This is a genomic window from Rhodococcus jostii RHA1 (assembly GCF_000014565.1).
Taxonomy (GTDB): Bacteria; Actinomycetota; Actinomycetes; order Mycobacteriales; family Mycobacteriaceae; genus Rhodococcus_F; species Rhodococcus_F jostii_A.
This window is the reverse complement of the sequence record NC_008268.1, coordinates 5820513-5845510: the sequence shown is the minus strand read 5'-3', so window position 1 is coordinate 5845510 and position 24998 is coordinate 5820513. Positions and strand designations below refer to the sequence as shown.

The following is a 24998-nucleotide window of genomic DNA, read 5'->3' as shown; positions in this document are numbered from 1 at the left end:
CCTCTGCATCGTAGTGATGGCCGCGGTCAGGGGCGGCGGCTGCTTCACGGTCCGGAGTGGCCTCCCGATCCCCGCAGTCTTCGGCCGATCACTGACACCGGTACACGCCCGACCATGTCTGCGTGCACAGCATCGATGCGGTGTTCGGTGACGTCACCGCCGAAGTGTGTCCGCCAGTCCGGAACGAGTTCCGGATGATGATCGAGATCATATGCGGCTGTGAAGAACACAGCGTCGCCGTCGAAGTGCCGGGGCTGATGTGTCGACGCGATCTGTTCGAGACGGATGAGGAGCTCGCCCAGCGACTGCACCCGATCGGCCGACACTGCGGCTCCGAGCTCGGCTGGGAGGTCCAGCTCGGGCCGGTTGTCGCCGAGGTTCACGAGCGCCGCGCGGTGTTCCGGCAGCAGGGTGTCGAGCATCGCGAGGGTGGCCACTTCGTGGCCAGCTTCGTGTAGTTGCACGGCCATTTCCTGTGCCACGGTGCCGCCCAGCGACCAGCCGAGCAGGTGGTACGGCCCGGCCGGTTGCACCGCGCGGATGGCGTCGATGTGGCGAGCGGCCAGCTCGGCGACGGACGAGGGCAAATCCGTGGCACCGGTTGCCTGCACTCCGTACAACACATGTCCGGGGAGATGTTCTGCGAGGCCTGCGTAACACCACGCGATACCCGCCGCAGGGTGGATGCAGAACAGTGGCGGACCGTCGCCCTCTCCTCCGAGGCGCACCACAGCGGCGAACGGATCGTCGGACGACGACTTACCGGACTCGATGCGCTTGGCGAGTCGCGCGGCGGTGGGGTCCGTGAAGAGCCATTGCAGGGGCACGTCCCCGCCCAGCCTGGTGCGCAGTTCATCGGCCGCCGCCACCGCGCCCATCGAGGTGCCGCCCAGCGCGAAGAAATCTTGATCCGCACCGATGAAATCCACTCCGATGACCTCGGCCATCACCTCGGCGACCACCGTCTCCAGATATCCGATCGGCGGTGTCGTTCCTGGCGTGTCCGAATCGAATTCCGGCTCGGGAAGCGCGGATCGGTCGACTTTGCCCGACGGCAGAACCGGCAGGCTGTCGAGCACGACGACGGCGGACGGTACCAGATGTCGGGGCAGGACGGCGCGGGCGAATTCGCGCACACTGTGGGGGGTGTGCGTGGAGTCCGGCTCCATCACCACGTAGGAGACGAGGACGAGCTGTCCACCGGGAGCCACGACCGGCGTGGTGATCACGAACCGGACGTCGGAGTGCCGCGTCAAGGCGACGTCCACCTCGGCAGGTTCGACGCGGATGCCGTGCAGCTGCACCTGAGCGTCGTCACGTCCCAGATAGTCCAGGGCACCGTGTGCATTGCGGCGCACGAGGTCTCCGGTGCGATACATCCGGTCGCCAGGTTTCCCATACGGATTGGGGACGAACTGCGTTGCGGTGAGACCACCCCGTCCGAGGTAGCCACGGGCGACGCTGCTTCCGGACAGGTAGAGCTCACCGGTCACGCCGTCGGGCACCGGGTGCAGCCTCGGGTCGAGCACGAGGGCGGCGGCGGCGTCGATCACGTCCCCGATGTCGACGCCGTCATCGACGCCTGCCGGCGTGAGCGGTCCTGCGACCGACGCCAGGATCGTGAATTCAGTGGGACCGTAGGCATTGAAGAGCCGATGACCCGACGCCCAGGTCGTCGCCAATGCGGACGGTAGGCGTTCGCCGACCGACACCACGGTCTGGGGCCCTTCGTCACCCAGGCTGTCGGCATCGAGAGTGGCCAGCACGGTGGGCGTCGCGACGAGGTGGGTGATGCGCTCCCGGCGCACCACCTCGGCCAGCTGAACGCCGGCATAACTGAAGTCGGGGGCGATCACCAGGCTGCCGCCGGACGACAGCGCGTAGAGCATTTCGAACAGTGAGGCGTCGAAGGTCGGGGAGGCCAGCTGGAGAACCCGCACGTCGCCGTCGATGTCGAGCACCGGCGCCTGCGCAGCAACCACATTCACCAGACCGCGATGCGGCACCACGACGCCCTTCGGCGTTCCGGTGGTTCCGGATGTGTAGATCACATACGCGGCGCCCTCCACCTGTGAGTACTTCTTAACCGCGGGTGGTTGATAAGTACTCACGGGTGGGAGCCAAGGGATTGTGGCTGGGAGCTCGGCGACGCGTTCGGGCACGGTCAGCCCGACCACGGCACGGGAGTCGGCGAGCATCCATTCCAGGCGCTTGGTGGGATGCGTCGGGTCCAGCGACAGCCAGACCGCGCCTGCTTTCGCCACAGCCCACACGGCGGCCACCCAGTGCCGGCCACGACCGGTGGCGACCGCGACCACATCCTCGGGTCCGACGCCACGGTCCGAAAGCGCCCGGGCCCACCGTTCCGCCACGTCGTCCAGTTCTTCGTATGTCCACTGCACGCCGCCGTCTTCTACGGCGACGGCGTGCGGGGTGGCCCGGACCTGTGTCTCGAAGATCTCGGCGAGAGTCTTCGGCTGGTAGTTCCGTGCAGGGCCACTGACAAGGGCCGCACGTTCGCTCGCCTCGAGGATGTCGATGTCGCCGACCACCTCGGATGGATCGGTCAGGGCTGCGTCGAGGATTCGACCGAAGCGCTGCGCCAGCGCCCGGGCGGTGGGGTCGTCGAACAGGTCCGTGGCATACAACAGCCGCAGCGTCAGCTCCCCCACCGATTCCGTGAAATCCCACACCAGGTCGAATTCGGCGGTGGTAGTGGCTGATCCGATCGACTCGGTCTCGGTTTCGGGCAGACCGCCTGGTCGCGGCGCGGCGTGTTGGTAGGCGAGCATCACCTGGAACAGCGGGTTGTACGAGGTAGAGCGGCGGGGTGCCACGCGAGCGACCACGTCGTCGAACGGCACATCGGCGTGGGCGAACGCGTCGAGGTCAACCGAACGCACGTGGTCGAGGAGCGCGGCAAAGGTTGCAGCAGAGTTCACTTCGGTGCGCAAGGCGATGGTGCCGACGAACATCCCCACCAGTGCGTCGAGCGCCGGGTCAGGTCGTCCGGCGACGGCGGTCCCGATCACGACGTCCGGGTGCCCACCTTCGCGCGCCAGCAGAACGGCGAGCGCCGCGTGCAGCACCATGAACACCGTGACGCCCTGGCTGCGGGCAACGTCGGACAACCGTTGACGCACGTCGGGGTCCAGGGTCCACTCGACAGTGGCGCCCGTGTGGCTCGGTCGGGCGGGCCGCGGACGGTCCGTGGGCAACGCGATCGGGGCGTCGACGCCGTCGAGCGTCCGGGTCCAGTAGTCGAGCTGAGCACGGGCGACACTGTCGGGGTCCGCGGGGTCGCCGAGGACCCCGCGCAGCCACACGCTGTAATCCGCGTAATCGACGGGGAGCGGCTCCCATTGTGGTTCGCGGCCTCCGCGGCGAGCGGTGTAGGCGGCCTCGAGGTCGGTGGCCAACCGGTCCATGGATCCGCCGTCCAGCGCGATGTGATGCACTACGGCAGCGAGCACGTGGTCACCGTCGGCTTCGGACCACAGTTGCACGCGTAGCGGGGTTTCCGACTCCAGACGGAAGGGTCGCCGCACGAATTCCGCGACCTCGGCGGACACGTCGGCGCCGTGGACGGGATGCAGGTCGATGTCCACGGGGACGATCATCTGGTGAGGTCCGCGGCCGTCCATGGGAAAGACGGTGCGCAGCACGGCATGCCGCTGCACCACGTCCGCGAGTGCGTGCCGCAGTGCGCCCAGGTCGATGTCACCTCCGAGACGATGCACGAACACGAGATGGTGCATGGATGCGCTCGGATCGACGCGGTGAAGCAGCCACATCCGTTGTTGCGCCGGCGACAATGGAATTCGGGTATCAGGGTTCCGTCGCACCAGGGGAATGCGTGTCGCGACCGTGTGCCGCTGGTCGAGCCACACGGCCATTCCGGCGGCGGTGGGATGCTCGAACAGCGCTCTGACGGATACGTCCACGCGGAACGCCGCCGACAGCCGTCCTGTCACCGCGGTGGCGGAGAGGGAGTCGCCGCCGATGTCGAAGAAGTTGCTGTGGGCACCGACGCTCACCTCGCCGAGCACTGCCGCGAACACCGCGGCAACCAGTTCCCCGGTCACGGTCCGCAGCGGCTCCGACGAGTTGGTGTCGTTGTCGATATCGTTCGCTTCCAGCGCCTGCACGTCGAGTTTGCCGTTGGGCGTGAGCGGTAGGCTGTCGCGGATCATGATCCGCTGCGGCACCAGGTGTGCCGGGAGTTGCCGGATCAATTGCGCGCGGAGCGACTCGGCGTCCACAGCCGACCCCGTGACGAAGGCGACCAGCCGTCCGTGGTGCAGCAGCACCACTGCCTGGGTGACACCGGGCTGCACCAGCAGGGCGGCTTCCACCTCAGCGGGCTCGATGCGCATGCCGCGCACCTTCACCTGACGGTCGGCGCGTCCGACGTAGGACAGTGTGCCGTCGACGCGACGGTGCACCACGTCACCGGTGCGGTAACGGCGGATTCCGGATTGTCCGGCAACGAAGTTCGCGGCCGTCAGCGCTGGGTCGGCGACGTAGCCGAGGGCCAGTCCCAGTCCCTCCAGGTACAGTTCGCCGACGCCCCCGAGCGGTACCGGACGCAGCCGGTCGTCCAGGACCGTCGCTGTCGTGCCGGGGACGGGTGCGCCGATGGTGACGTCGGCGCCCACCTCAGCCAGGGTGGCCACCACCGTGGATTCGGTGGGTCCGTAGGCGTTGAGCATCAGCTGCCCTTCGCTCCAGGCCGCGGCCTGCTCCGGGCTCAGAGCCTCGCCGCCCACGGCGACCACCTGCAGGGTGTCCAGTTTCCGCGGCTCGAGGGTGGCGAGGACGGAGGGTGTGGAGAGGTAGTGCGTCACGTTCTGCTCGGTGAGCAGGTGCTGCAGGTCGGCGCCGCCGTAGACGTCGGGGGGTGCCACCACGAGGCAGGCACCGGAGCGGAAGGCCAGCAGCATCTCGAGCAGCGCCGCGTCGAAGGTGGGGTTGTAGCCGTGCAGTACCCGGGCCTGCGGGTGTGCTCGGTACCGGCGGACGGCTTCGTCGGCGAGGGCGCCCAGTCCGCGGTGGGTGACGGCCACGCCCTTCGGGGTGCCGGTCGATCCGGACGTGTAGATGATGTACGCGACCGACGGTTGCGCCGACTCCTGCGCCTGCGCCACCATCGCGTCCCGGCGTTCGGCGGGGTGGGTGGGGTCGATCGGCAGGAAGGTGGCTCCGGTCCGGGTGACGGCCCAGAGTTCGACCACGAAGTCGATCGAGCGCGGCATACAGATCTCTACGACCGTTCCGGGACCGGCGCCGGCGTCGCGAAGCTGACCGGCCCGCTGCTGCGATGCTTCGGCCAGTTCGCGGTAGGACAGTGTCCGGGTGCCGTCGGTGAGAGCCGGACGGTCGGGGTGCTCGGCAGCGGTGGACAGGAAGATGTCGGTGAGGATACGGGTGTCGTCCGCGGGCCCACCGGTGAGCGGCGGTGCCGGCGTCAGAGCGATCTCCCCCACCATCACCTGCGGATCGAGTGTGACGGCCGCGAGCACCTGTCCCAGCTGGGCTGCCAGGGAGGTGGCGGTGGCGGGATCGAACAGGTCGGCGGAGTAGGCGACGGCGCCGTCCATCCCTGCGGGATCGTTACCGTCCCATCGCTCGCGCACTGTCACGTGGAGATCGAATTTTGCTGTGTTGGTATCGACTTCCCGAACTTCGACTCGAAGGCCGGCCACGTCGACGGCGGGTAGGTGGAGGTTCTCCACTGCCAGCGCGACTTGTGGTGTGCGTCCCCCGAGCAGGTCGGCGATCGATTCGAAGGGCACGTCGGCGTGCTCGAACGCATCCACGTCGAAGTCGCGCACCTGGGCCAGCAGTCCCGCGAACGGCATGTCCGGCTGGACCTGCGCCCGCAGCGCGAGGGTGTTGACGAACATTCCGACCATCGGGTCGAGGATGCGATCCCCGCGGCCGGCGACCGCGGTGGCAACGGTGACGTCGCGCTGGGCACCGAGCCGCGACAGCAGCACCGACAGCGCCGCGTGCAGCACCATGAACGGCGTGGCGCGGTGGTCGTGAGCCAACCGGTGCACCGCTCGCTGGACCGCGGCGGGGATCCGGAAGGTCACCACCTCGGCGGCGCCCTCCGCTGCGCCGGTACCCCGTCGCCGATCCGGGACGAGTGCGGCACCCGACTCGGCGCCGTCGAGTGCGCGGCGCCAATGCTCGATACCGCGCGCCGCGTACCCGCTGCGCAGCAGTTCCTGCTCCCACAGCGCGTAGTCGGCGAAGTGGATGGACAGCGGCACCCAGCCGGGTGCGTGGCCGGCGCGACGAGCGTCGTAGGCAGTGAGCACGTCAGTCACCAGAGGGGTGAGCGACCAGCCGTCGGCGGCGATGTGGTGGAGCACCACAGCCAACACGTGCGAGTCGGGACCGATCTGCAGCAGCCGGACCCGCAGGGGCATTTCGCAGGTGAGGTCGAACCCCTCGGACGCGAATGCGGCCACCACGGATTCCACCGATTCCGGGTGCGTGTCCCGGGGCGTGAGGTCCAGTTCGCCTGCCGGGAGGATCCGCTGGTGGGGCAGTTCTCCCGCCGCGGCGGGGTACTGGGTGCGCAGTACTTCGTGCCGGGCAACGACGTCCGCGAGCGCCGCCGACAACGCGAGCACGTCGAGTGGCCCGTCCAGGCGGAGTGTCGCGGGCTGGTTGTAGGCTGCGGACGACGGATCGCGACGGTTGAGCGCCCACATCCGGTACTGACTGCGCGACAATGGAATTCGATCCGGACGCGGCTGCGAGACGAGCGCGGGGCGCAGGTCCGGTTCGGGGACGGCACCGTCGAGGACGGTGGCCAGTTCGGCAATCGTGGGGTGGGCGAAGAGGCTACGCAACGGGACCGGGTGGCCCATCACCTCGGAAAGCCGCGCGGTCAGTTGCGTAGCCAGCAGCGAGTTGCCACCAGCATCGAAGAAGTGCGCTCCGCGACCGGCCCCGGGCAGTCCGAGGACTTCGGCGAAGACCGCGGCCACGGCACGTTCGGTATCCGTGGCGGGCGGTTCGTGCTCACCCGCACCGAGATCGGGCGCGGGCAAGGAACGCAGATCGAGCTTGCCGTTGATCGTCTGCGGCGGCGAATCGAGCACCACGACGGCCGTCGGTACCAGGTACGACGGCAGCAGTTCGGCCAGGCGGCGCCGTAGTCCGTCCGCGTCGAAGCCTGCGTGCTGCGGCAACACATAGGAGACGAGTGAGTCGGAGCCGGTGGGTGTGGGGCGCACGATCGTGGCCGCGAAGTCGATATCGGCGACTCGGGCGATGGCGGCATCGATCTCACCCGGTTCGACGCGAACACCTCGGATCTTGACCTGGCTGTCGTTGCGTCCCAGGTACTCCAGTTCGCCACCGCCTCGCCAGCGCACCAGGTCACCTGTGCGGTACAAGCGTGCGCCGTCCGGTCCGGCGACGAAGCGCTCCGCTGTCAGCCCGGGTTGTCCGGCGTAGCCGCGGGCCAGCGCACCGCCCGACAGGTACAGCTCACCGGGCACGCCCACCGGCACGGGGCGGAGCCGCTCGTCGAGCACGAGGGCGGCGACGCCCGGGATGGGTGTGCCGATGGTCACCGGCACTCCGGACGAAAGCGGACGAGTCGCGATGGTGTACATCGTCGACTCGGCGGGGCCGTAGCCGTTGATCAGCCGGCGACCGGGGGCCCAACGGTCGACCAGTTCGGCTCCGAGTCGCTCGCCACCCACCATCAGTACTTCCAGGTCGGGTAGTGCGAAGTCGCCGACGGTCGCGAGAACAGTGGGGGTGACACAGGCGTGGGTGATCCGTTCGCGGCGAAGCAGCTCACCCAGTGCGGGGCCGGCGAACTCGGTGTCGGAGGCAATCACGAGTGTGGCCCCGGACGCACCTGCGATCAGTACCTCGAGCAGGGTCATGTCGAACCCGGCGGCGGCGCGGTGCAGCACGCGCGATCCCGGTGCGGCGCCGAAGCGCGACGCGACGTCCGTGTCCAGCGCGCCTAGGCCGGAGTCTGTCACCACCACAGCTTTGGGTGTGCCGGTGGTGCCGGACGTGAACACCACGTACGCCGTGCCGGTCGCCCGCGGCAGGCTGTCGGCGATGCCCCGCATCACGGCAACCCGCGCTGCGGGCAGAGCCGGGTCTATAAGAACGGGCGCTACGCCTGCTTTCGCGATCGCCCACAACCTCACCACCGACTCGGTCGAACGAGGCGCCGACCAGACGACGGCCTCACCCGGCCGCACACCCGATTCGAGCAGTTCGCGCGCGACAACGTCGGAGCGGGCGTCGAGTTCCCGGTACGTCAGTTGTGTGCCGGAGTCGCGGACCGCCACGGCATCCGGCGCCGCCTGGGCGCCGCGAGTGATCATGTCCCGCAACGTCAGCGCGCCCGGTGTGCGGGGCCCGGTAGCGGGGACCAGGACGGAACGCTCGCGCGCGCTGAGCAGGTCCACATCGCCCACGGAGATGTCGGGGTTGGCCGTGACAGCCTCGAGGAACCGCACCAGCTGCGCTGCGAACTCGACGACGGTGGCGTGGTCGTAGAGTTCCGCGTTGTAGCCGAAGTGGAGTGTCATCGGCTCATCGGGGCCGGGCTCGGCGACGGTGAGCTGCAGATCGAAGTTCGCGTGCTCGACGTCGGGGATCACCGGGGTCACGGTCAGCCCGGGCAGGCTGAGGTGTCCGGGGCGGTGTCGCTGCATCGACAGTGCCACCTGGAACAGCGGGTGGTGCGATGCCGATCGCGGCGGGTTGAGCAACTCCACCAGCGCCTCGAACGGCATGTCGGCGTGGGTGTAGGCCGCGATGTCACGTTCGTGTACCTGGGCGAGCAGTTCGGCGAAGCTGGCGGTCGGGTCGACGGTTGCCCGCAACACCAGGGTGCTGGCGAACATGCCGACGACGTCATCGAGTTGCGGGTCGGTGCGGCCGGCTACGGCGGTGCCGATGGGCACATCCCGGCTGCCGCTGTACCGAGACAGTAGCGCCGCGAGTGCGGCGTGCAACACCATGAACGTCGTGGCCCGGTAGGTGCGCGCCAGCGCGGTCAGTGATTCGTGCAGCGCGGCGTCCACCACCACCGAGTGGGCGGCGCCCTCCCCCGACGGGATGGCGGGGCGGGCACGGTCGGGTGGGAGCGTCACCTGTTCGGGCAGCCCCGCCAGGGCACCCGACCAGTAGTTCGACAGTGCGTTCTCGGTGTTCTCGCTGCCCTCGGCCAGCATCCGACGCTGCCAGATGCTGTAGTCGCTGTATTGCACAGGCAGCGAGGGCCATTGGGGTCCGACGCCACCCAGCCGGGCCTGATACGCCTCCAGGGTGTCCCTGATCAGCGGGGTCAGCGACCATGCGTCGGCGGCGATGTGGTGGACCACCAGGGTGAGCACGTGGGTGGTTGCGGCGGTCCGGTAGAGGCGCGCCCGCAGCGGCGGTTCTGCGGCCACGTCGAAACCGTCACCGGTGAGGGCCCGGACGTGGGCGTCGACGGCGTCGTCGGGAATGGCGATCGCCGTGAGGTCCAGCGGGATCTCGTGGGCCTCGAGCACCATCTGCCGCACACCGTCAGCGGTCCGTGGGTACACGGTGCGCAGGGTGCGGTGACGTTGCACGACGTCGCGTGCCGCGGCGGCCAGCGCCTCCACGTCGAGGTCGCCGTCGAGTCGGACGATGAGCGGAATATTGTATCCGGCTGCGCCCGTGTCGAACTGGTTGAGAATCCACATGCGTTCCTGCGCCGGCGAGAGCGGAAGCTGCTCACCGGCGGCGGCTGGCACCAGAGGCGGTCGGCGGCGGCCGTCCCCGGCCCGCTCCTCCACCCGCGTCGCCAGTTCGGCGACGGTGGGCACCTCGAAGAGGTCGCGGACCGTCACGTCCGTGTCGAAGACGGCGCTGAGCCGGGCGGCCACCCGAGTGGCGATCAACGAGTTGCCGCCCAGGTCGAAGAAGCTCTGCCGGGCACCGACCTCGATGCCCCCGAGAAGCTCGGCGAACACACCTGCGACCACTTCCTCGATCGGCCCGTGGGGTGCATGGGAGTCCGCGGCGAGGACGGTCGGTTCGGGCAGGGCATGACGATCCAATTTCCCGTTGGGGGTCAGCGGGAAGGCCGGGACGGGCACCACCGCGCCCGGTACGAGGTACTCGGGCAACACCGACCGCAGGTAGCCGAGGAGTGTGCGCGGGTCCGCTGCGCTCACCACGTAGGCCACCAGTTGGTCGCCGACGGCGCTGCCCCGCAGCATGACTGCGGCGTGCTCGACGTCGGGACGCCGCAGAAGTGTCGCCTCGATCTCTCCGGGCTCGATGCGGTAGCCGCGCACCGCCACCTGGGTGTCGGCGCGGCCCAGGTGGTCGAGTTCACCGTTCGAGCGGTATCGGGCGAGGTCTCCCGTCCGGTACATGCGGGTGCCGGGAGTGAAGGGGTCGGCGACGAACCGTTCCGCGGTGAGGGCGGAGCGTCCCATGTAGCCGCGCGCGACCTGTGCGCCGGAGACGTACAGTTCGCCGACCGTCCCCGGGGGCACGGAATGCAGCGACGCATCCAGAACGTAGGTCCGCAGTCCCGGCAGCGCCCTGCCCACGGACCGGCGCTCATCTCCCGACTTCAGGTCGTGTCGTGTGACGTGCACGGTGGTTTCGGTGATGCCGAACATGTTGACCGCGCGCACGTTCGGGTGGTGGCCGAGCCATGATGCCACGAGCGTGTGGTCGAGTGCCTCACCGCCGAAGATCAGCAGCCGGAGCGAGGAGCTGTCGATGTGCTCGACGAGTTGCCCGAAGGCGGACGGCGTCTGGTTGAGGACAGTGACGCCTTCGCGCACCAGCAGATCGGCGAATTCGTGGGGTGAGCGGGCGAGGTAGTGGTCGACCAGTACGAGTCGTCCGCCGGTGGTGAGGGCGCCCCACATCTCCCAGACCGAGAAATCGAAGGTGTGTGAGTGGAACATCGTCCACACGTCGCCCGGGCCGAACCCGAATTCCTCGCGTGTGTTCGCGAGCAGCGACAGTACGTTGGCGTGGGTGACTGTCACGCCCTTCGGCTGCCCGGTGGAGCCCGATGTGTAGATCACGTACGCCGCTCCCCCAGGTGAGCGGCGAGACGCACCCGTGGACACAGTGCCACTCACCTGCGGCATCTCGGAGATCACGACCGTCGGCGCGGCGTCGTCGAGCAGGTAACGGATGCGCTCGGCGGGGTAGTCGACGTCGATGGGCAGGTACGCGGCACCGGCGCGGATCACCGCGAGCATCGCCACCACCAGATCGACCGAGCGCGGCAGCACGAGGGCAACCAGATCTTCGGCTCCCACGCCGGACGCCCGCAGGCTCTCGGCCATCTCCGCGGAGCGGTGATCCAGGTCGCCGTAGGTCACCGTGGTGTCACCGAACGTGATCGCCGCCGCGTCGGGATTCTCTGCGGCGCGGCGCTCGAACAGTTCCGCCAACGATGACGCTTCCGGTGGTGCACCGTCGAGACCCGAAACACTCGCGTTGCGTTCGGACTCGCTGAGGACGTCGATCGACCCCACAAGCACCTGCACATCGGTGGTCACCACCCGCAGCACCCGCAGCAGACGCTCCGCCCACCCCTCGACCGTCTCGGAGTCGAACAGCTCTGCCGGATAGACGAATACACCGTCGAGACCGACCGGTTCACCATCTTCGCCGCGCTGTTCTCTTATCGACACCTCGAGGTCGAACCGGCTGGTGCCGGTGCCCAGTTCACGGCCGCGCACATCCAGCCCCGACATCGTCACAGCAGGAAGAGACCCGAAGCTGTCGTACGCCAGCATCACCTGGAACAAAGGGTGATGCCCGACCGAGCGGGTGGGCGCGACCGCATCCACGACCAGGTCGAACGGCACCTCGGAATGAGCGAACGCGGCGAGGTCGGTTTCCCGAACGGCGGCGAGTAGGGCGTCGAACCCAGCACGTGGGTCGATCCGGCTGCGCAGGGCCACGGTGCCGACGAACATGCCGACCACGTCGTCGAGCGCCGGGTCGATGCGCCCCGACGTGGGTGTTCCGATGGCGACGTCGTCAGCACCGGTCAGCTTGGACAACAGGACGGCGAGCGCGGCGTGCAGCACCATGAACGGCGTCGCGTTCTGCTCCCGGGCCACTGTTTCCAGGCGGTGGTGCAACTCGGCGGGCACCGAGAACGGGAGGTGCCGGGCGGTCAGCCGGTCGGTGCCGGGCCGTGGCCGGTCGATGGGCAGCGGCAGCAGGGAGGGCAGGCCGTCGAGGGCGGAGGTCCAGTAGTCGAGTTCGCGACGCATACGACTGTCAGGATCGGCGATGTCGCCGAGGACGCGGCGCTGCCACCGCGCGTAGTCGGTGTAGGCGACGGGAAGCGGTGCCCAGTCGGGAACACGCCCGGACGTCCTCGCGTGATAGGCGCTGACCACGTCCCGGATCAGCGGACCGAACGACAGTCCGTCGACGGCGATGTGGTGCAGCACCACGACGACGGTGTGGCGGTGGGGCGCAACCTCGAACAGGGCGGCGCGCAGTGGTGGCTCGGTGGTGAGGTCGAATCCGCGGACGGCGAAGGTGGCCTCGTCCTCGGTGGGCGTGAGGTCGACGGCGGCGGGGACGACCTTCTGGACGGGCCCGGTCTCGGTGTCCGGGAAGACGGTGCGCAGCACGGTGTGCCGGGTGACCACATCGTGCAGGGCGGCAGCCAGTGCAGTGACGTCCAGGTCCCCGTCGAGGTCGACGGCGAACGGCACGTTGTAGGCGGGAGAGTGGGGGTCGACCCGGTTGAGCAACCACAGCCGTTGCTGCGCGTAGGCGAGCGGCGCCGGCTGGTCGGCGTGCTCGGCGACGAGCGGTGGACGCTGGTCACCGCCCTCCTCGATCAGGGCGGCGAGCGCGGCAACGGTGGGGCGGTCGAACAGGTCGCGCACCCCGATACGCCGTCCGGACATCGATGACAGGTGCGAGACAACCCGGGTCGCGGACAGCGAATTTCCGCCCAGGGCAAAGAAATCAGCGTCGGCGCCGATGTCGGGGATCCCGAGGACGGCTGCCACTGCGTCCGCCACCGTCTGCTCGACGGGGGTCTGCGGGGGCCGGGTCGCCGCCGGAAGTTCGGGTGCGGGCAGGGCGTCACGGTTCACCTTGCCGTTCACCGTGAGCGGCACGGCGTCCAGCACGGTCACCGTGGCGGGCACCATGTAGTGCGGCAGGCGCTCCGCCACGTACGCCCGCAATGCGGCGGGGTCGAGTTCGACGGTGCCGTGGACGTACGCGGCGAGGACGTTGTCGTGCAGCACGGTGACGGCGGTGTCGACGCCGGGCGCCGACCACAGGACCGCGTCGATCTCACCGAGTTCCACCCGGAATCCACGGATCTTGAGTTGGCTGTCGGCGCGACCGACGAACTCGAGGGTGTGATCGGCGGTCCAGCGCACCAGGTCGCCGGATCGATACATACGACCGTATCCGTGGGGGTTCGCGACGAATCGTTGCGCCGTCAGGGCGGGTGCACCGAGGTAGCCGCGGGCCAGCGCCGGACCCGACAGGTGCAGCTCACCGATGACACCCACCGGCACCGGCCGAAGACGGGAATCGAGCACCACCGCGGACGCACCGCGGATCGGACGGCCGATGGTGATCGGATCGCCGGACTGCAACTCGCTGCTTCCGGTGGCCCACACGGTGTGTTCGGTGGGTCCGTACAAGTCCACGACAGTCCGGTTCCGGGCCCATCGCTCCAGCACTTCCGGCGGGCACGCCTCCCCCACCACGGCCAGGAACTCGAGCGAGTCCAGGCCTTCCGGGTCCATCAGCGCGGGGACCGAGGGGGTGGTGGTCCAGTGGGTGACGCGTTCGCGGAGGAGCAGGTCCTTCAACTCGTCTCCGCCCACCACGCCCGGTGGGGCGATCACCAGGGTGGCGCCGCCGATAGCGGCTACGAGAATTTCGTGGAAGGCGCCGTCGAAGCTGGGGGCCGCAAAGTGCAGGACGCGGGAGTCGGGCCCCACTCGGTAGCGCGCACGGACCTCGGCGGCGTGGTTCGCGAAGCCGCGGTGAGTCACCACGACACCCTTGGGTTCGCCTGTCGACCCGGAGGTGAAGACCACATACGCGGGGTGATCCGCCGTGAGCGGCCGGACGCGCTCGCGGTCGCCGATCGGTGCCGAATCCCCCTGCCCCTCGCGCGCGTCGATCCACACGATGCCGTCCGGAACGAGGTCGGCGTCGTGCGCGATCGCGACGCGCACTCCGGCGGCGGTGAGGATGCGGGCGGTGCGTTCGGCCGGATGGTCCAGGTCGATCGGCAGCGACGCGGCACCAACACGGGCAACGGCCCACACCGCGGTCACCGAGTCGATCGAGCGGGGCAGCAGCAGCGCTACCGCGTCCTCGGGTCCGATGCCCAGCCGGATCAGCTTGCGCGCCAGCCGGTTCGCTCGCTCGTCCAGCTCACGGTAGGTCAGTTCGTCGTCGCCGCACCGCACCGCGACGTCGTGGGAGTTGCCGCACAGAAGGTCGGGAAGCGTGATCGGTGAGAGTGCCACCTCCCCGCGCGCGGGGACCACGTCAGCAGCCTCGGACGGCTCGAGCACGTCGAGATCGCCGACGGCCACCGACGGGTCCATCACGGCCGACTGCAGCACTCGCTGCAGCAGTCTCGACCACCGGGCGATGGTGTCACGGTCGAACAGTTCTGTCGGGTACGCGATCACGCCGTCGAGTCCGGCGGCCGCGCCGTCCTCGGCGTGACGTTCCCGAATCTCGATCTCCAGGTCGTAGCGGCTGACGCTGCTCGGGGTGTCGCGACTGCGGACGGTGACGTCGTCGAATCGAATCTCGGGTTCGGTGAAGTTCTGGTAGGCGAGCATCACCTGGAACAGCGGGTGATGCGTGGTGGAGCGGGTCGGCGCGACGACGTCGACCACTCGGTCAAACGGTTGCTCGCTGTGCGCGAATGCCGCCAGATCCGCGACGCGGGTGGCGGAGACGAGGTCGGCGAATGGGAGGCTCGGATCCACTCGGGTACGCAAAACGATGGTGCCGACGAACATGCCCACCAGATCGTCCAGGACGGGATCGCCGCGACCGGACACCGGTGTGCCGACTGCGATGTCGTCGGTACCGGTGAGGACGGCCAGGGTGGCGGCCAGGGCACTGTGCACCACCATGAACGGGGTGGCGCTGCATCGTCTGGCCAGTTCCTCCACGGCACGGTGGGTACCCGCGTCCACCGTGAACGGGACGCGATCCGGGGTGGTTGCCGTCGCCGGACGCGGCCGATCGGTGGGTAGCTGCAGCCGCTCCGGTAGTCCGTCGAGGGTGGTCTTCCAGAACGCGAGGTCTCGGTCGGCGCCCTCCTCGACGATCCCCCGGTGCCATCGGGCGTAGTCGCCGTACCGGACCGGTAGGGCGTCCCAGCCGGGAGCGTGGCCGTCCCGGCGCGCGCGGTACGCGGCCATCACGTCGCGGGCGAGTGGGGCGGCCGACAGTCCGTCGAAGACGATGTGATGGGCGGCGACGACCACGGTGTAGCCGTGGGTCCCGCGGTCGAGGAGCCGGACGCGAATCGGCGTATCCCGGGTGAGGTCGAACCCCTCGGTTGTCAGTGCAGTGATCGCCTCGCCGAGTCCGTGCTCGTCGATCGGAACCGGGCTCAGATCAAGTGCGACGTCCGACGGCAGTTGCACCGCTCCGGTCTCGGTCTCCCGGAACACCGTGCGCAGCGGCTCATGGCGGTCCACCACGTCCCGCACGGCCGCGGCCAGTGCGTCCACGTCGACGGCGCCGCTCAGGTCCACCGCGAACGGGACGACGTAGTCGGCGGAGCCGGGGGTAATCCGGTCGAGCAGCCACAGGCGGTCCTGCGCCGGCGCGAGAGGCGCTTCGCGCCCGTGCGCCTTTGTGGTAGTCAGAGCAGCCGAAAAGGCGCACGGGCTGCGGAGCAGCCTGGACGTCAGTGCCGCCACGGTGGGAGCCTCGAAGACGTCGCGCACGCTCACTTGCCGTTCGAGGGCATGCCCGACTCGCGAGGCCAGGGTGGTGGCGGTCAGGGAACTGGCGCCGACCGCGAAGAAGTCCGTCTCGGCATCGATCGACGGCAGGCCGAGCACGTCGGCGATCACCCGGGCCACGACTTCTTCGGTGGCGCCGCGCGGCTTCCGTGACCGCACCACGGATGCCCCGGGTTCGGGCAGAGCGGCCCGATCCACCTTTCCGTTGGCGGTCAGCGGCATCGCGTCGAGCACCGTGACCGAACCGGGCACCATGTAGTGGGGCAGTTTGTCGGCCGTGAACGCCTGCACTGCAGCCGGTTCCACGGATCCGGTGACGTACGACGCCAACGTGGTGCCGTGCACCAGCGTCACCGCGCTCTCGACGCCGGGTGCCGTCCGCAGTGCGGAGTCCACCTCGCCCAGTTCCACCCGGAACCCGCGGACCTTCACCTGGTTGTCGGCACGCCCCACGATCACGAGCTGGTGCGAGGGCGTCCATCGGGCCAGGTCGCCGGAACGGTACATCCGGGTGCCGTTGCCGGACGGGTAGGCGATGAACCGCTCCGCCGTCAGGCCCGGCCTGCCGTGGTAGCCCCGGCCGAGGCTCTCCCCTGCCAGGTACACCTCGCCGGTGACACCGACCGGGACTGGACGCAGCCGCGAATCCAGCACCAGTACTTCGGTTCCCTCGATGGGGCCGCCGATGGTCAGCGGACCACCCGGTGTGAGGGGGTCGCTCATGAAGTTGACGATGGTGGTTTCGGTCGGCCCGTACCCGTTGACGACGATGCGTGCGGGCGCCCATCGCTGAGCGAGTTCCCACGGCAGTTCCTCGCCGGCCAGGTCGATCACCCGCAGGTCCGGTACCGACGCGGGCTCCAGTGACGCCAGCACACTCGGTGTCACCATCACGTGGGTGACGCGTTCGCGGCGCAGCACGTCGGCGAGTTCGTCGCCGGCGAGGACCCAGGGCGGCACGACCACTAGGGTGGCGCCGGCGGTGAAGGCGAGCAGCATCTCGTTGATGGAGAGGTCGAACGACGGCGACGCAATGTGCGCGACCCGCGCTTCCGAATCGAGCAGTCCGAGCGTGGCGTTGGCGTCGGCCAGTGGCGCCAGTCCCCGGTGGGTGACCATCGCGCCCTTGGGTCTTCCGGTGGAGCCGGACGTGTAGAGCACGTACGCCGGATGGTCGACCCGCAGCGGACGGACACGATCTGCGTCGGTCACTGCGGCCGCGTCACCCGGACCGTCGGTGACGTCGATCCACGCGACACCGTCGGGCACGTGCGACGCGTCAGCGGCCAGCGCCACCGCGGCACCGGAATCGTGGAGCATGAAGGCGATCCGCTCCGCCGGATATCCCGGGTCCACCGGGAGGAACGCGGCGCCGCTGCGCGTGACGGCCCACACGGCAACGATCGACTCGACAGACCGCGGCAGCATCAGGGCCACCAGGTCCTCGGGTCCGATCCCGCGCGCGATCAACCGCCGGGCCAATCTGTTGGCCCGGGCATCCAGCTCGCGGTAAGTGACCTCGACGCCGGCGCACCGCACGGCCACCCCGTCGTGCCTGCGCTCAAAGAGGTCGGGCAGAGTCGCGGCCGGAACGGCGACCGGCCCGACGCGCGGTACCAGTGCGGCATGCTCGTCCGGATCGAGCAGGTCCAGATTCCCGACCGTCACCGACGGATCCAATGTAGCGGCGAGGAGTATTCGCTGCAGCAACGCCATCCACCGGTCGATCGTCTCGGTGTCGAAGAGTTCCCGCGGAAAGTTCACGTCCGCGTGCAGCCCGTCGGGGGTGCCGTCGTCCGAGCGGCGCTCCCGGACGGTCAGGTCCAGGTCGAACGGTCGGGCGTGAGTCTGGACGTCCCGGACCCGGGCGGCCAGACCTGGCAGTTCCACCTCGGCCGCATCGAAGTTCTCGTACGCCAGCATCACCTGGAACAGCGGGTGCTCGAGCTGGCCGGATTCCGTACCCTGCTGTCGCACGACCTGCTCGAAGGGCACGTCGGCGTGCTCGAACGCCCCGAGGTCGGCTGCTCGCACCGTCTCGAGGAGATCGGCGAAGCTCGCGGCGGGGTCGATCGGGGTGCGCAGCGCAAGGGTGCCGACGAACATGCCGACCAGATCGTCGAGTGCCGGATCCGCGCGACCACCCGTGGACGTGCCGACGGCGATGTCGTCGGTACCGGTGAGGGCACGCAGCAGCACCGCGAGGGCTGCGTGCAGCACCATGAACGGGGTCACGTCGTGCTCGCGCGCCAACCGGATCAGCGCACGGTGCTGTTCGGCGCCCACGACGAACGTTGTGTGTCCCAGCGTCAGCGCGCCAGCCGGCCGAGGTCGGTCGAGCGGCAACGGCAACACCGCCGGGAGCTCGTCCAATGCCTCTGCCCAATACGCCAGTTGGCTGGCGGCGAGGCTGTCGGGGTCTTCCGCGTCTCCGAGTACTTCTCGCTGCCACAGCACGTAGCTCGAATACTCCACGGACAGCGGCGACCAGTCGGGAACGCGGCCGGCGGTGCGCGCGGAGTAGGCGACGGCAAGGTCGCGCAGCAGCGGCTGCAGGGACAGTCCGTCGACGGCGATGTGGTGCAGCAGGATGGCAACGGTGTGCCGACCGGAGGCACGCTGCGACAGGGTCACCCGAATCGGAACGTCACGCGTGAGGTCGAGACCGCCGCCGGCGGCGTCCGCCAGAACTCCGTCCGCCTCGTCGAGCACCACCTGCTCGTCCAGCGAGGGGAACACCGTGCGCAGCATCCGATGCCGGTGTTGCATATCCCGGACAGCGGCCCGCAGCGCCTCCCCATCGAGGGTGCCGTCAAGGTCCACCTCGAATCCCATGGCGTACGGATCGGTGGCGGGGTCGCGCTGGTTGACCAGCCACAGTCCCTGCTGCTGCGCCGACAGCGGCACCGGTCCCGACGTTTCGCGTGGAACGAGTGCCGGGCGGTCGGCGGCCCCCGTCACGTGGGCGGCCAGTTCGGCCACGGTGGGGTGGTCGAAGATGTCGCGCACCGAGACCCGTCGTCCGAGCACCGATCCCACTCGGGCGGCGAGGCGTGTTGCTCCGAGCGAGTTTCCGCCGAGGTCGAAGAAACTGTCGTCGAGACCGATGCCTTCGGTCCCGATTTCGGTTGCAAAGGCGGCGGCCACCAGTTCCTGCGTCGCGGTGCGCGCTTCCCGGCTTGATGCTGTCCGGACCACGGGTTCGGGCAACGCCGCCCGGTCGACCTTCCCGCCGCGAGTCAACGGCAGGTGATCGAGGACGGTCACGGATGCGGGAATCAGGTGCCGGGGCACGTGCTGCGTCGCGAAGGCCAGGACGGCGTCGGTGTCCACGTCGGTTCCGTGGACGTAGGAGTGCAGGGCGCCGTCGCACGCGATCGTCACCGCCGTGTCGACGCCGGGAGCCGACCTCAGGACCGCATCGATCTCGCCGAGTTCCACTCGGAAACCGCGGATCTTCACCTGATCGTCTGCGCGGCCGGCGAAGTCGAGGTGGCGCGAGGCTGTCCACCGGACGAGGTCGCCGGTGCGGTACATGCGACCATCCCCGTGCGGGTTGGCGACAAAGCGTTCCGCCGTCCACCCAGGCTTTCCGACGTATCCGCGGGCGAGGCCCGGTCCGGTCAGGTACAGCTCCCCCACCGCGCCGACGGGCACCGGACGCAGCGCCGCGTCGAGCACCACCGCCGACATGCCGTCGATGGGACTGCCGATGGTCACCGGGTCATCCGCGGACAGTGGTCCGGTGCCGGTGGCCCAGATGGTGGCCTCGGTGGGCCCGTACAGGTTGAGCAGGGTGCGGCCAGGCGCCCACCGCGACACCAGATCCGGTGGGCACACGTCCCCGGCCACCGCGACAACACGCAGATGGTCGAGACCGTCGGGCTTGGTGAGAGCGAGGACGGCCGGGGTGGTGGTCCAGTGGGTGATGCGTTCACGCTGCAGGAGTTCCGTCAGTTCGTCGCCGCCGTAGACGTCGGTGGGCGCGAGGACCAGCGTCGCACCGCACGCCGACAGCAGTTCGTGGACGGAAGCGTCGACGCTCGGCGACGCGAACGCCAGTATCCGCGACACGCTGTCCACGGCGTAGGACTTCCGGAGGGCCGCAGCGTGACTCGACAGTCCGCGATGGGTGACGACGACACCCTTGGGAGTTCCTGTCGACCCGGAGGTGTAGATGACGTACGCGGGATCGTCCACCCGCAGCGGGCGCACCCGGTCGTTGTCGGTGACCGGGGACGGGTTGTCGCCGAGGTGCTGCATGTCGCTGTCGGTGAGTACAGCGCGGGCCCCGGAGTCGGCGAGGATGTGCGCCACACGCGCTTCGGGGTAGGTGGGATCGATGGGCACGAACGCCGCACCGGTGCGGGCGACCGCGCACAGTGCGGTCACCCACTCGACGGACCGCGGCAGTTGCACGGCCACCACGTCGCCGGGGCCGAGGCCTCGGTCGATCAGGTGGTGTGCCAGCCGGTTGGCCCGATCGTCGAGTTCCGCGGGGGTGAGCCCGCCGGAACCGCTCACGACTGCGATGCCCGTGCCCAGCAGCGCGGGCAGGGTGACGGCCGGTGCGGCGGCGGGTCCGTGTTGCGGGACCAGCGCGGCCCGGTCGTCGGGGTCGAGCAAGTCCACCGTGCGCACCGAGGCGTCGGGGCGCGCCACCATGGCCTTCAGCACCCGTTCGAGCAGTCGAGTCCAGCGGTGCACGGTGGTGTCATCGAACAGTGCGCGGGAGTAAGTGACCGTGCCGAGCAGCCCTGCCGCAGAACCGTCCGGTGAATGCTGCTCGGCCAGTGCCAGTTCCAGATCGAAGCGTGCGACCGGAGCGGGGACGGCGTACGGGCGCACCATGAGATCGCCCAGGGTCAGTTCGGGTTCGGTGGCGGCGTTCTCGAATGCCAGCGCGACCTGGAACAGTGGATGATGCGGCGCCGACGTCCCACCCGTCACGGCGTCGGCTACCTGGTCGAACGGTGTCTCGGAATGTGCGAAGGCGTCCAGGTCGGTGCGGCGAACGCCCGACAGCACGTCGGCAAAGGTCTGGTGTGCGGATACCCGGGTGCGGAGCACAACGTTGCCGACGAACATGCCGATCAACGCGTCGAGCGAGGGATGGGTGCGTCCCGATACCGCTGTCCCGATGGCGATGTCGTCGGTGCCCGCCAGCGCGCTCAAGGTGACGGCCAGTGCGGCGTGCACCACCATGAACGGGGTCGAATCATGTGTCCGCGCGAGTTCTACCACCGACCGGTGCAGGTCGGCGTCGAACGCCAGCGGTACCGCCCCTGCCGGGTGCAACCCCGCCGCGAGGCGGGGGCGGTCGGTGGGCAGTGACAGCAACTCGGGCGCACCATCGAGTTGAGTGGTCCAGTAGTCGATGTCGCCGGGAGCGGCGGCGTCCACGATGTCGAGATGCCATCGGGCGTAGTCGGTGTACTGCACGTCGAGCTCGGGCCAGCTCGGCACGGTGCCGGAGCGACGTGCCTCGTAGGCGGTGATCACGTCACGGGTGAGCGGCGCGAACGACAAGCCGTCCATCGCGATGTGATGCGCGATCACGACCAGTGCGTGGCGGGTGGGGGTAAGCCGGAAGAGGCGGATGCGCACCGGCGTCTCGGTGGTCACGTCGAAGCCGCGGCCCGCGAGTTCGGCCACGGCGGCATCGAGTGCATCGGGCTCGAGCCCAACTGGTGTCAGATCCACGACGGCGGGGGTGACCACCTGTACGGGACCGTTGTCGGTCTCGGGGTAGACGGTGCGCAGCACCGCGTGCCGGTCAAGGACGTCGTGCACTGCCGCAGCCAAACTCGACACATCCAGCTCACCGTCGAGTTCGACGACGAACGGCACGTTGTAGGCGGGCGATTCGGGCGCGGCCTGCGCCAGGAGCCACAGTCGCTGTTGCGCGGGTGCGAGTGGCGCTGCGCTCCCGTCCTCGCCGGATTGGCGCAGCGGCGGTGTGGCCACGCGCGAACGCGAAGCGCCGACCCTGGCGGCCAGCAGTGCGACGGTGGGTGCCTCGAAGATGTCGCGCACCCCGACCGCGTGTCCCCGGGCCGAGAGCCGCGCAGCGACCTGCGTGGCGGAGAGCGAGTTTCCGCCCAGCGCGAAGAAGTCGGCGTCGGCTCCGATGGAGTGCAGTCCGAGAACGTCGGCGATCACCGCGGCCAGGAGTTCTTCGACCTCGCCGTGCGGCGCGCGGGACGGTGACACGACGGGTTCGGGGAGGTGCGCGCGGTCGATCTTGCCGCTGGGGGTGATTGGCATCTGCTCGAGCACGGTCACCGAGGCCGGCACCATGTAGTGCGGCAGCCGGGCGGCGGCGAAGTCGAGCACTGTCGCCGGGTCGGTCGCGCCGCTGACGTACGACACCACTGTGCCCGAGGACATTCCGGCACCGTGTACCACGGTGACGGCGTGGTCGACGCCGGGCGCTGCGGTGAGCACGGCGTCGATCTCGCCGAGTTCCACCCGGAAGCCGCGGATCTTCACCTGGGTGTCGGTACGGCCGACGAACTCGAGTTGGTGGTCGGGAGTCCACCGCACCCGGTCACCGGTGCGGTACATCCGCGACCCGGCGCCGTGTGGGTAGGCGACGAATCGCTCGGCTGTCAGCCGGGTGCGCCGGTGATATCCCCGTGCGAGGCTCTCCCCCGCCAGATACAGCTCACCGACCACGCCGACGGGGACCGGTCGGAGGCGGGCATCGAGCACGAGTGCTTCGGTGCCCGGCACGGGACGACCGATCGTGACCGGCTCCCCCGGTACCAGCGGTGGGCTGAACAGGGTGGTGACGGTGGCCTCGGTGGGCCCGTAGCCGTTGACCATGACGCGGCCGGGTGCCCACGCCGCGACCAGTGCGCCGGTCAGAGCCTCGCCGCCGACGTCGAGGACGCGGAGGTCGGGTAGCTCCGACGGCACAAGGGTGGCTACGACCGCGGGGGTCAGTATGGCGTGCGTCACGCGCTCCGTCCGCAGCAGCTCCGTCAGCATCTCGCCCCCGAAGACGTTGGGTGGCACGATCACCAGCGTGGCTCCGGCGGTGAACGCGAGCAGCAGTTCGTCCAGGGAGATGTCGAACGACGGGGAGGCGAAGTGTGCGACGCGGGCGGAGTCGTCGACGTCGTAGAGTCCGTCGCGCGCGGAGACCAGGCCGGCCAGGCCGCGGTGCGTCACCGTCACCCCCTTGGGCGTTCCGGTGGAGCCGGACGTGTAGAGCACGTACGCGGGGTGGTCGATGCGCAGCGGGCGGACACGATCGGCGTCGGCAACGGGTGACGAGTCGCCGGGCCGGTCGGCCACCTCCACCCAGTCGATTCCCGCGGGCACCACCGAGGCGTCTGCGGCCAATGCCACCGTGGTCTCGGAGTCGGCGAGCATGAACGCGATGCGCTCCGCCGGGTAGCCGGGGTCGACGGGCAGGAAGGCCGCGCCCGAGCGCGCGACGGCCCACACTGCCACCACTGATTCGGGTGAGCGCGGCAGCATCACGGCCACCACGTCTTCGGGTCCGATACCGCGCTCGATCAGCCGATGGGCGAGCCTGTTCGACCACACGTCCAGCTGTCCGTAGGAAAGGTCGGCACCCGCGTGCCGCAGTGCGATTGCGTCGGGGTCACGCAGACCGGCGTCGAGCAATTCGGGCAGCGTCGCCGGCGGGACGGCGTATGGGCCGGCGCAGGGCACCAGTGCCGATTGCTCGGTCTCATCGAGAATCGGCAGTGCTCCGACCGGGGTGTCGTCCTCCGCGCCGACGAACGTCGCGAGGAAGTTCAGGAAGCGGCGGTACTGAGCGTGCAGCTCGGTTTCTTCGTAGAGGGTGGGGTTGGCTTCGAAGTCGACGCGTGCACCCCGGCCAGTTACCGATGGGTAAAGATTGAGTGCGAGGTCGTCCACCGGCCCACTGGTGAGGGGATGGAAGACGCCGACGACGTCTCCGAGCACGATCTCCTGGTGGTAGATCATCAGGTTCACGGTGGGGCCGAAGCCGCCGCGCCGCGCACCGCCGTCGGGGAGGTCGCGTCGCATGTCTTCGTAGCGGTACCGCTGGTGCCGCAGCGCCCCGGTGAGCTCGAGCTGCACCCGTCGCACGAGCTCCGCACCGCTCACTTCGGCGTCCACCTGCACGCGCAGTGGGACGATGTTCGACACCATGCCGGCGGAGCGCCGTGTGGCCGCGGTGGTGCGGGCGGAGACGGGCAGGCTCAGCACGATGTCGGTGGCGCCGGTCATTCGTGCGAGGTAGGCGGCGAATGCGGCGACGACGACGGGGACGTCGGACGAATTCCAGCGTCGGGCAACGTCGCCGATGCGCTGGGAAATGCCGTCGGCGATGGTGCCGCCGAGGAGAAGTGAGGGTGCGGTGGGTGGCGCTTCCCGGGCGGTGAGACGGGCGGGGTCGGGCAGGCCGGCGATGCGCTCGGCCCAATAGTTTCCATCAGTCTCGAACCGGCTCGTGGATCGGTAGGCGTCTTCGGCGTCATACAGCTCGCGCAGGCTCAGCGCCTTGGACGGCGGCGGTTCGGTGCCGTTCACGAGGTGGCTGTAGATCTCGGCCACACGGTTGGTGAGCACCATGCCGCCGTGGCCGTCGATGACGATGTGGTGGACGCGGGAGAACCAGAAGTAGTGGTCTTCGCCGACGTGCAGCAGGGTGGCCATGATCAGCCGGTCTTTCAGCACGTCGAGCGGGCGGCTGTACTCCGCGGTCATCCAGCGGTGGGCCTCGGCGATTGCATTGTCGACGGCGCGTAGGTCGCGGTAGGAGATCGCATCGTCGATCTCGACATCCACCACCTGCAGAACCTCATCGCGGTTGTCGATGAGGCTGACGCAGGGCGACTGGAGCTCGCGGCAGGCACGGTCGGTGGCGTCCACCAGGGACCCCACGTCGACGTGTCCCTGAATCTCCACATACTGAGCCACGTTGAGGGGGACGCTCGGGTCGAGTTGCTGGGCGAACCAGATTCCCTGTTGTGCTCTCGACAGGGGAAACTCACTCAC

General features: G+C 69.3%; 1 protein-coding gene. It reads right to left on the bottom strand.

The features are described 5' to 3' along the window. Positions 1 to 44 precede the first annotated feature (44 nt). Entirely contained in the window at positions 45 to 24998 is a 24954-nt protein-coding gene (locus RHA1_RS26585) for a non-ribosomal peptide synthase/polyketide synthase (protein ID WP_148228418.1), read from the bottom strand.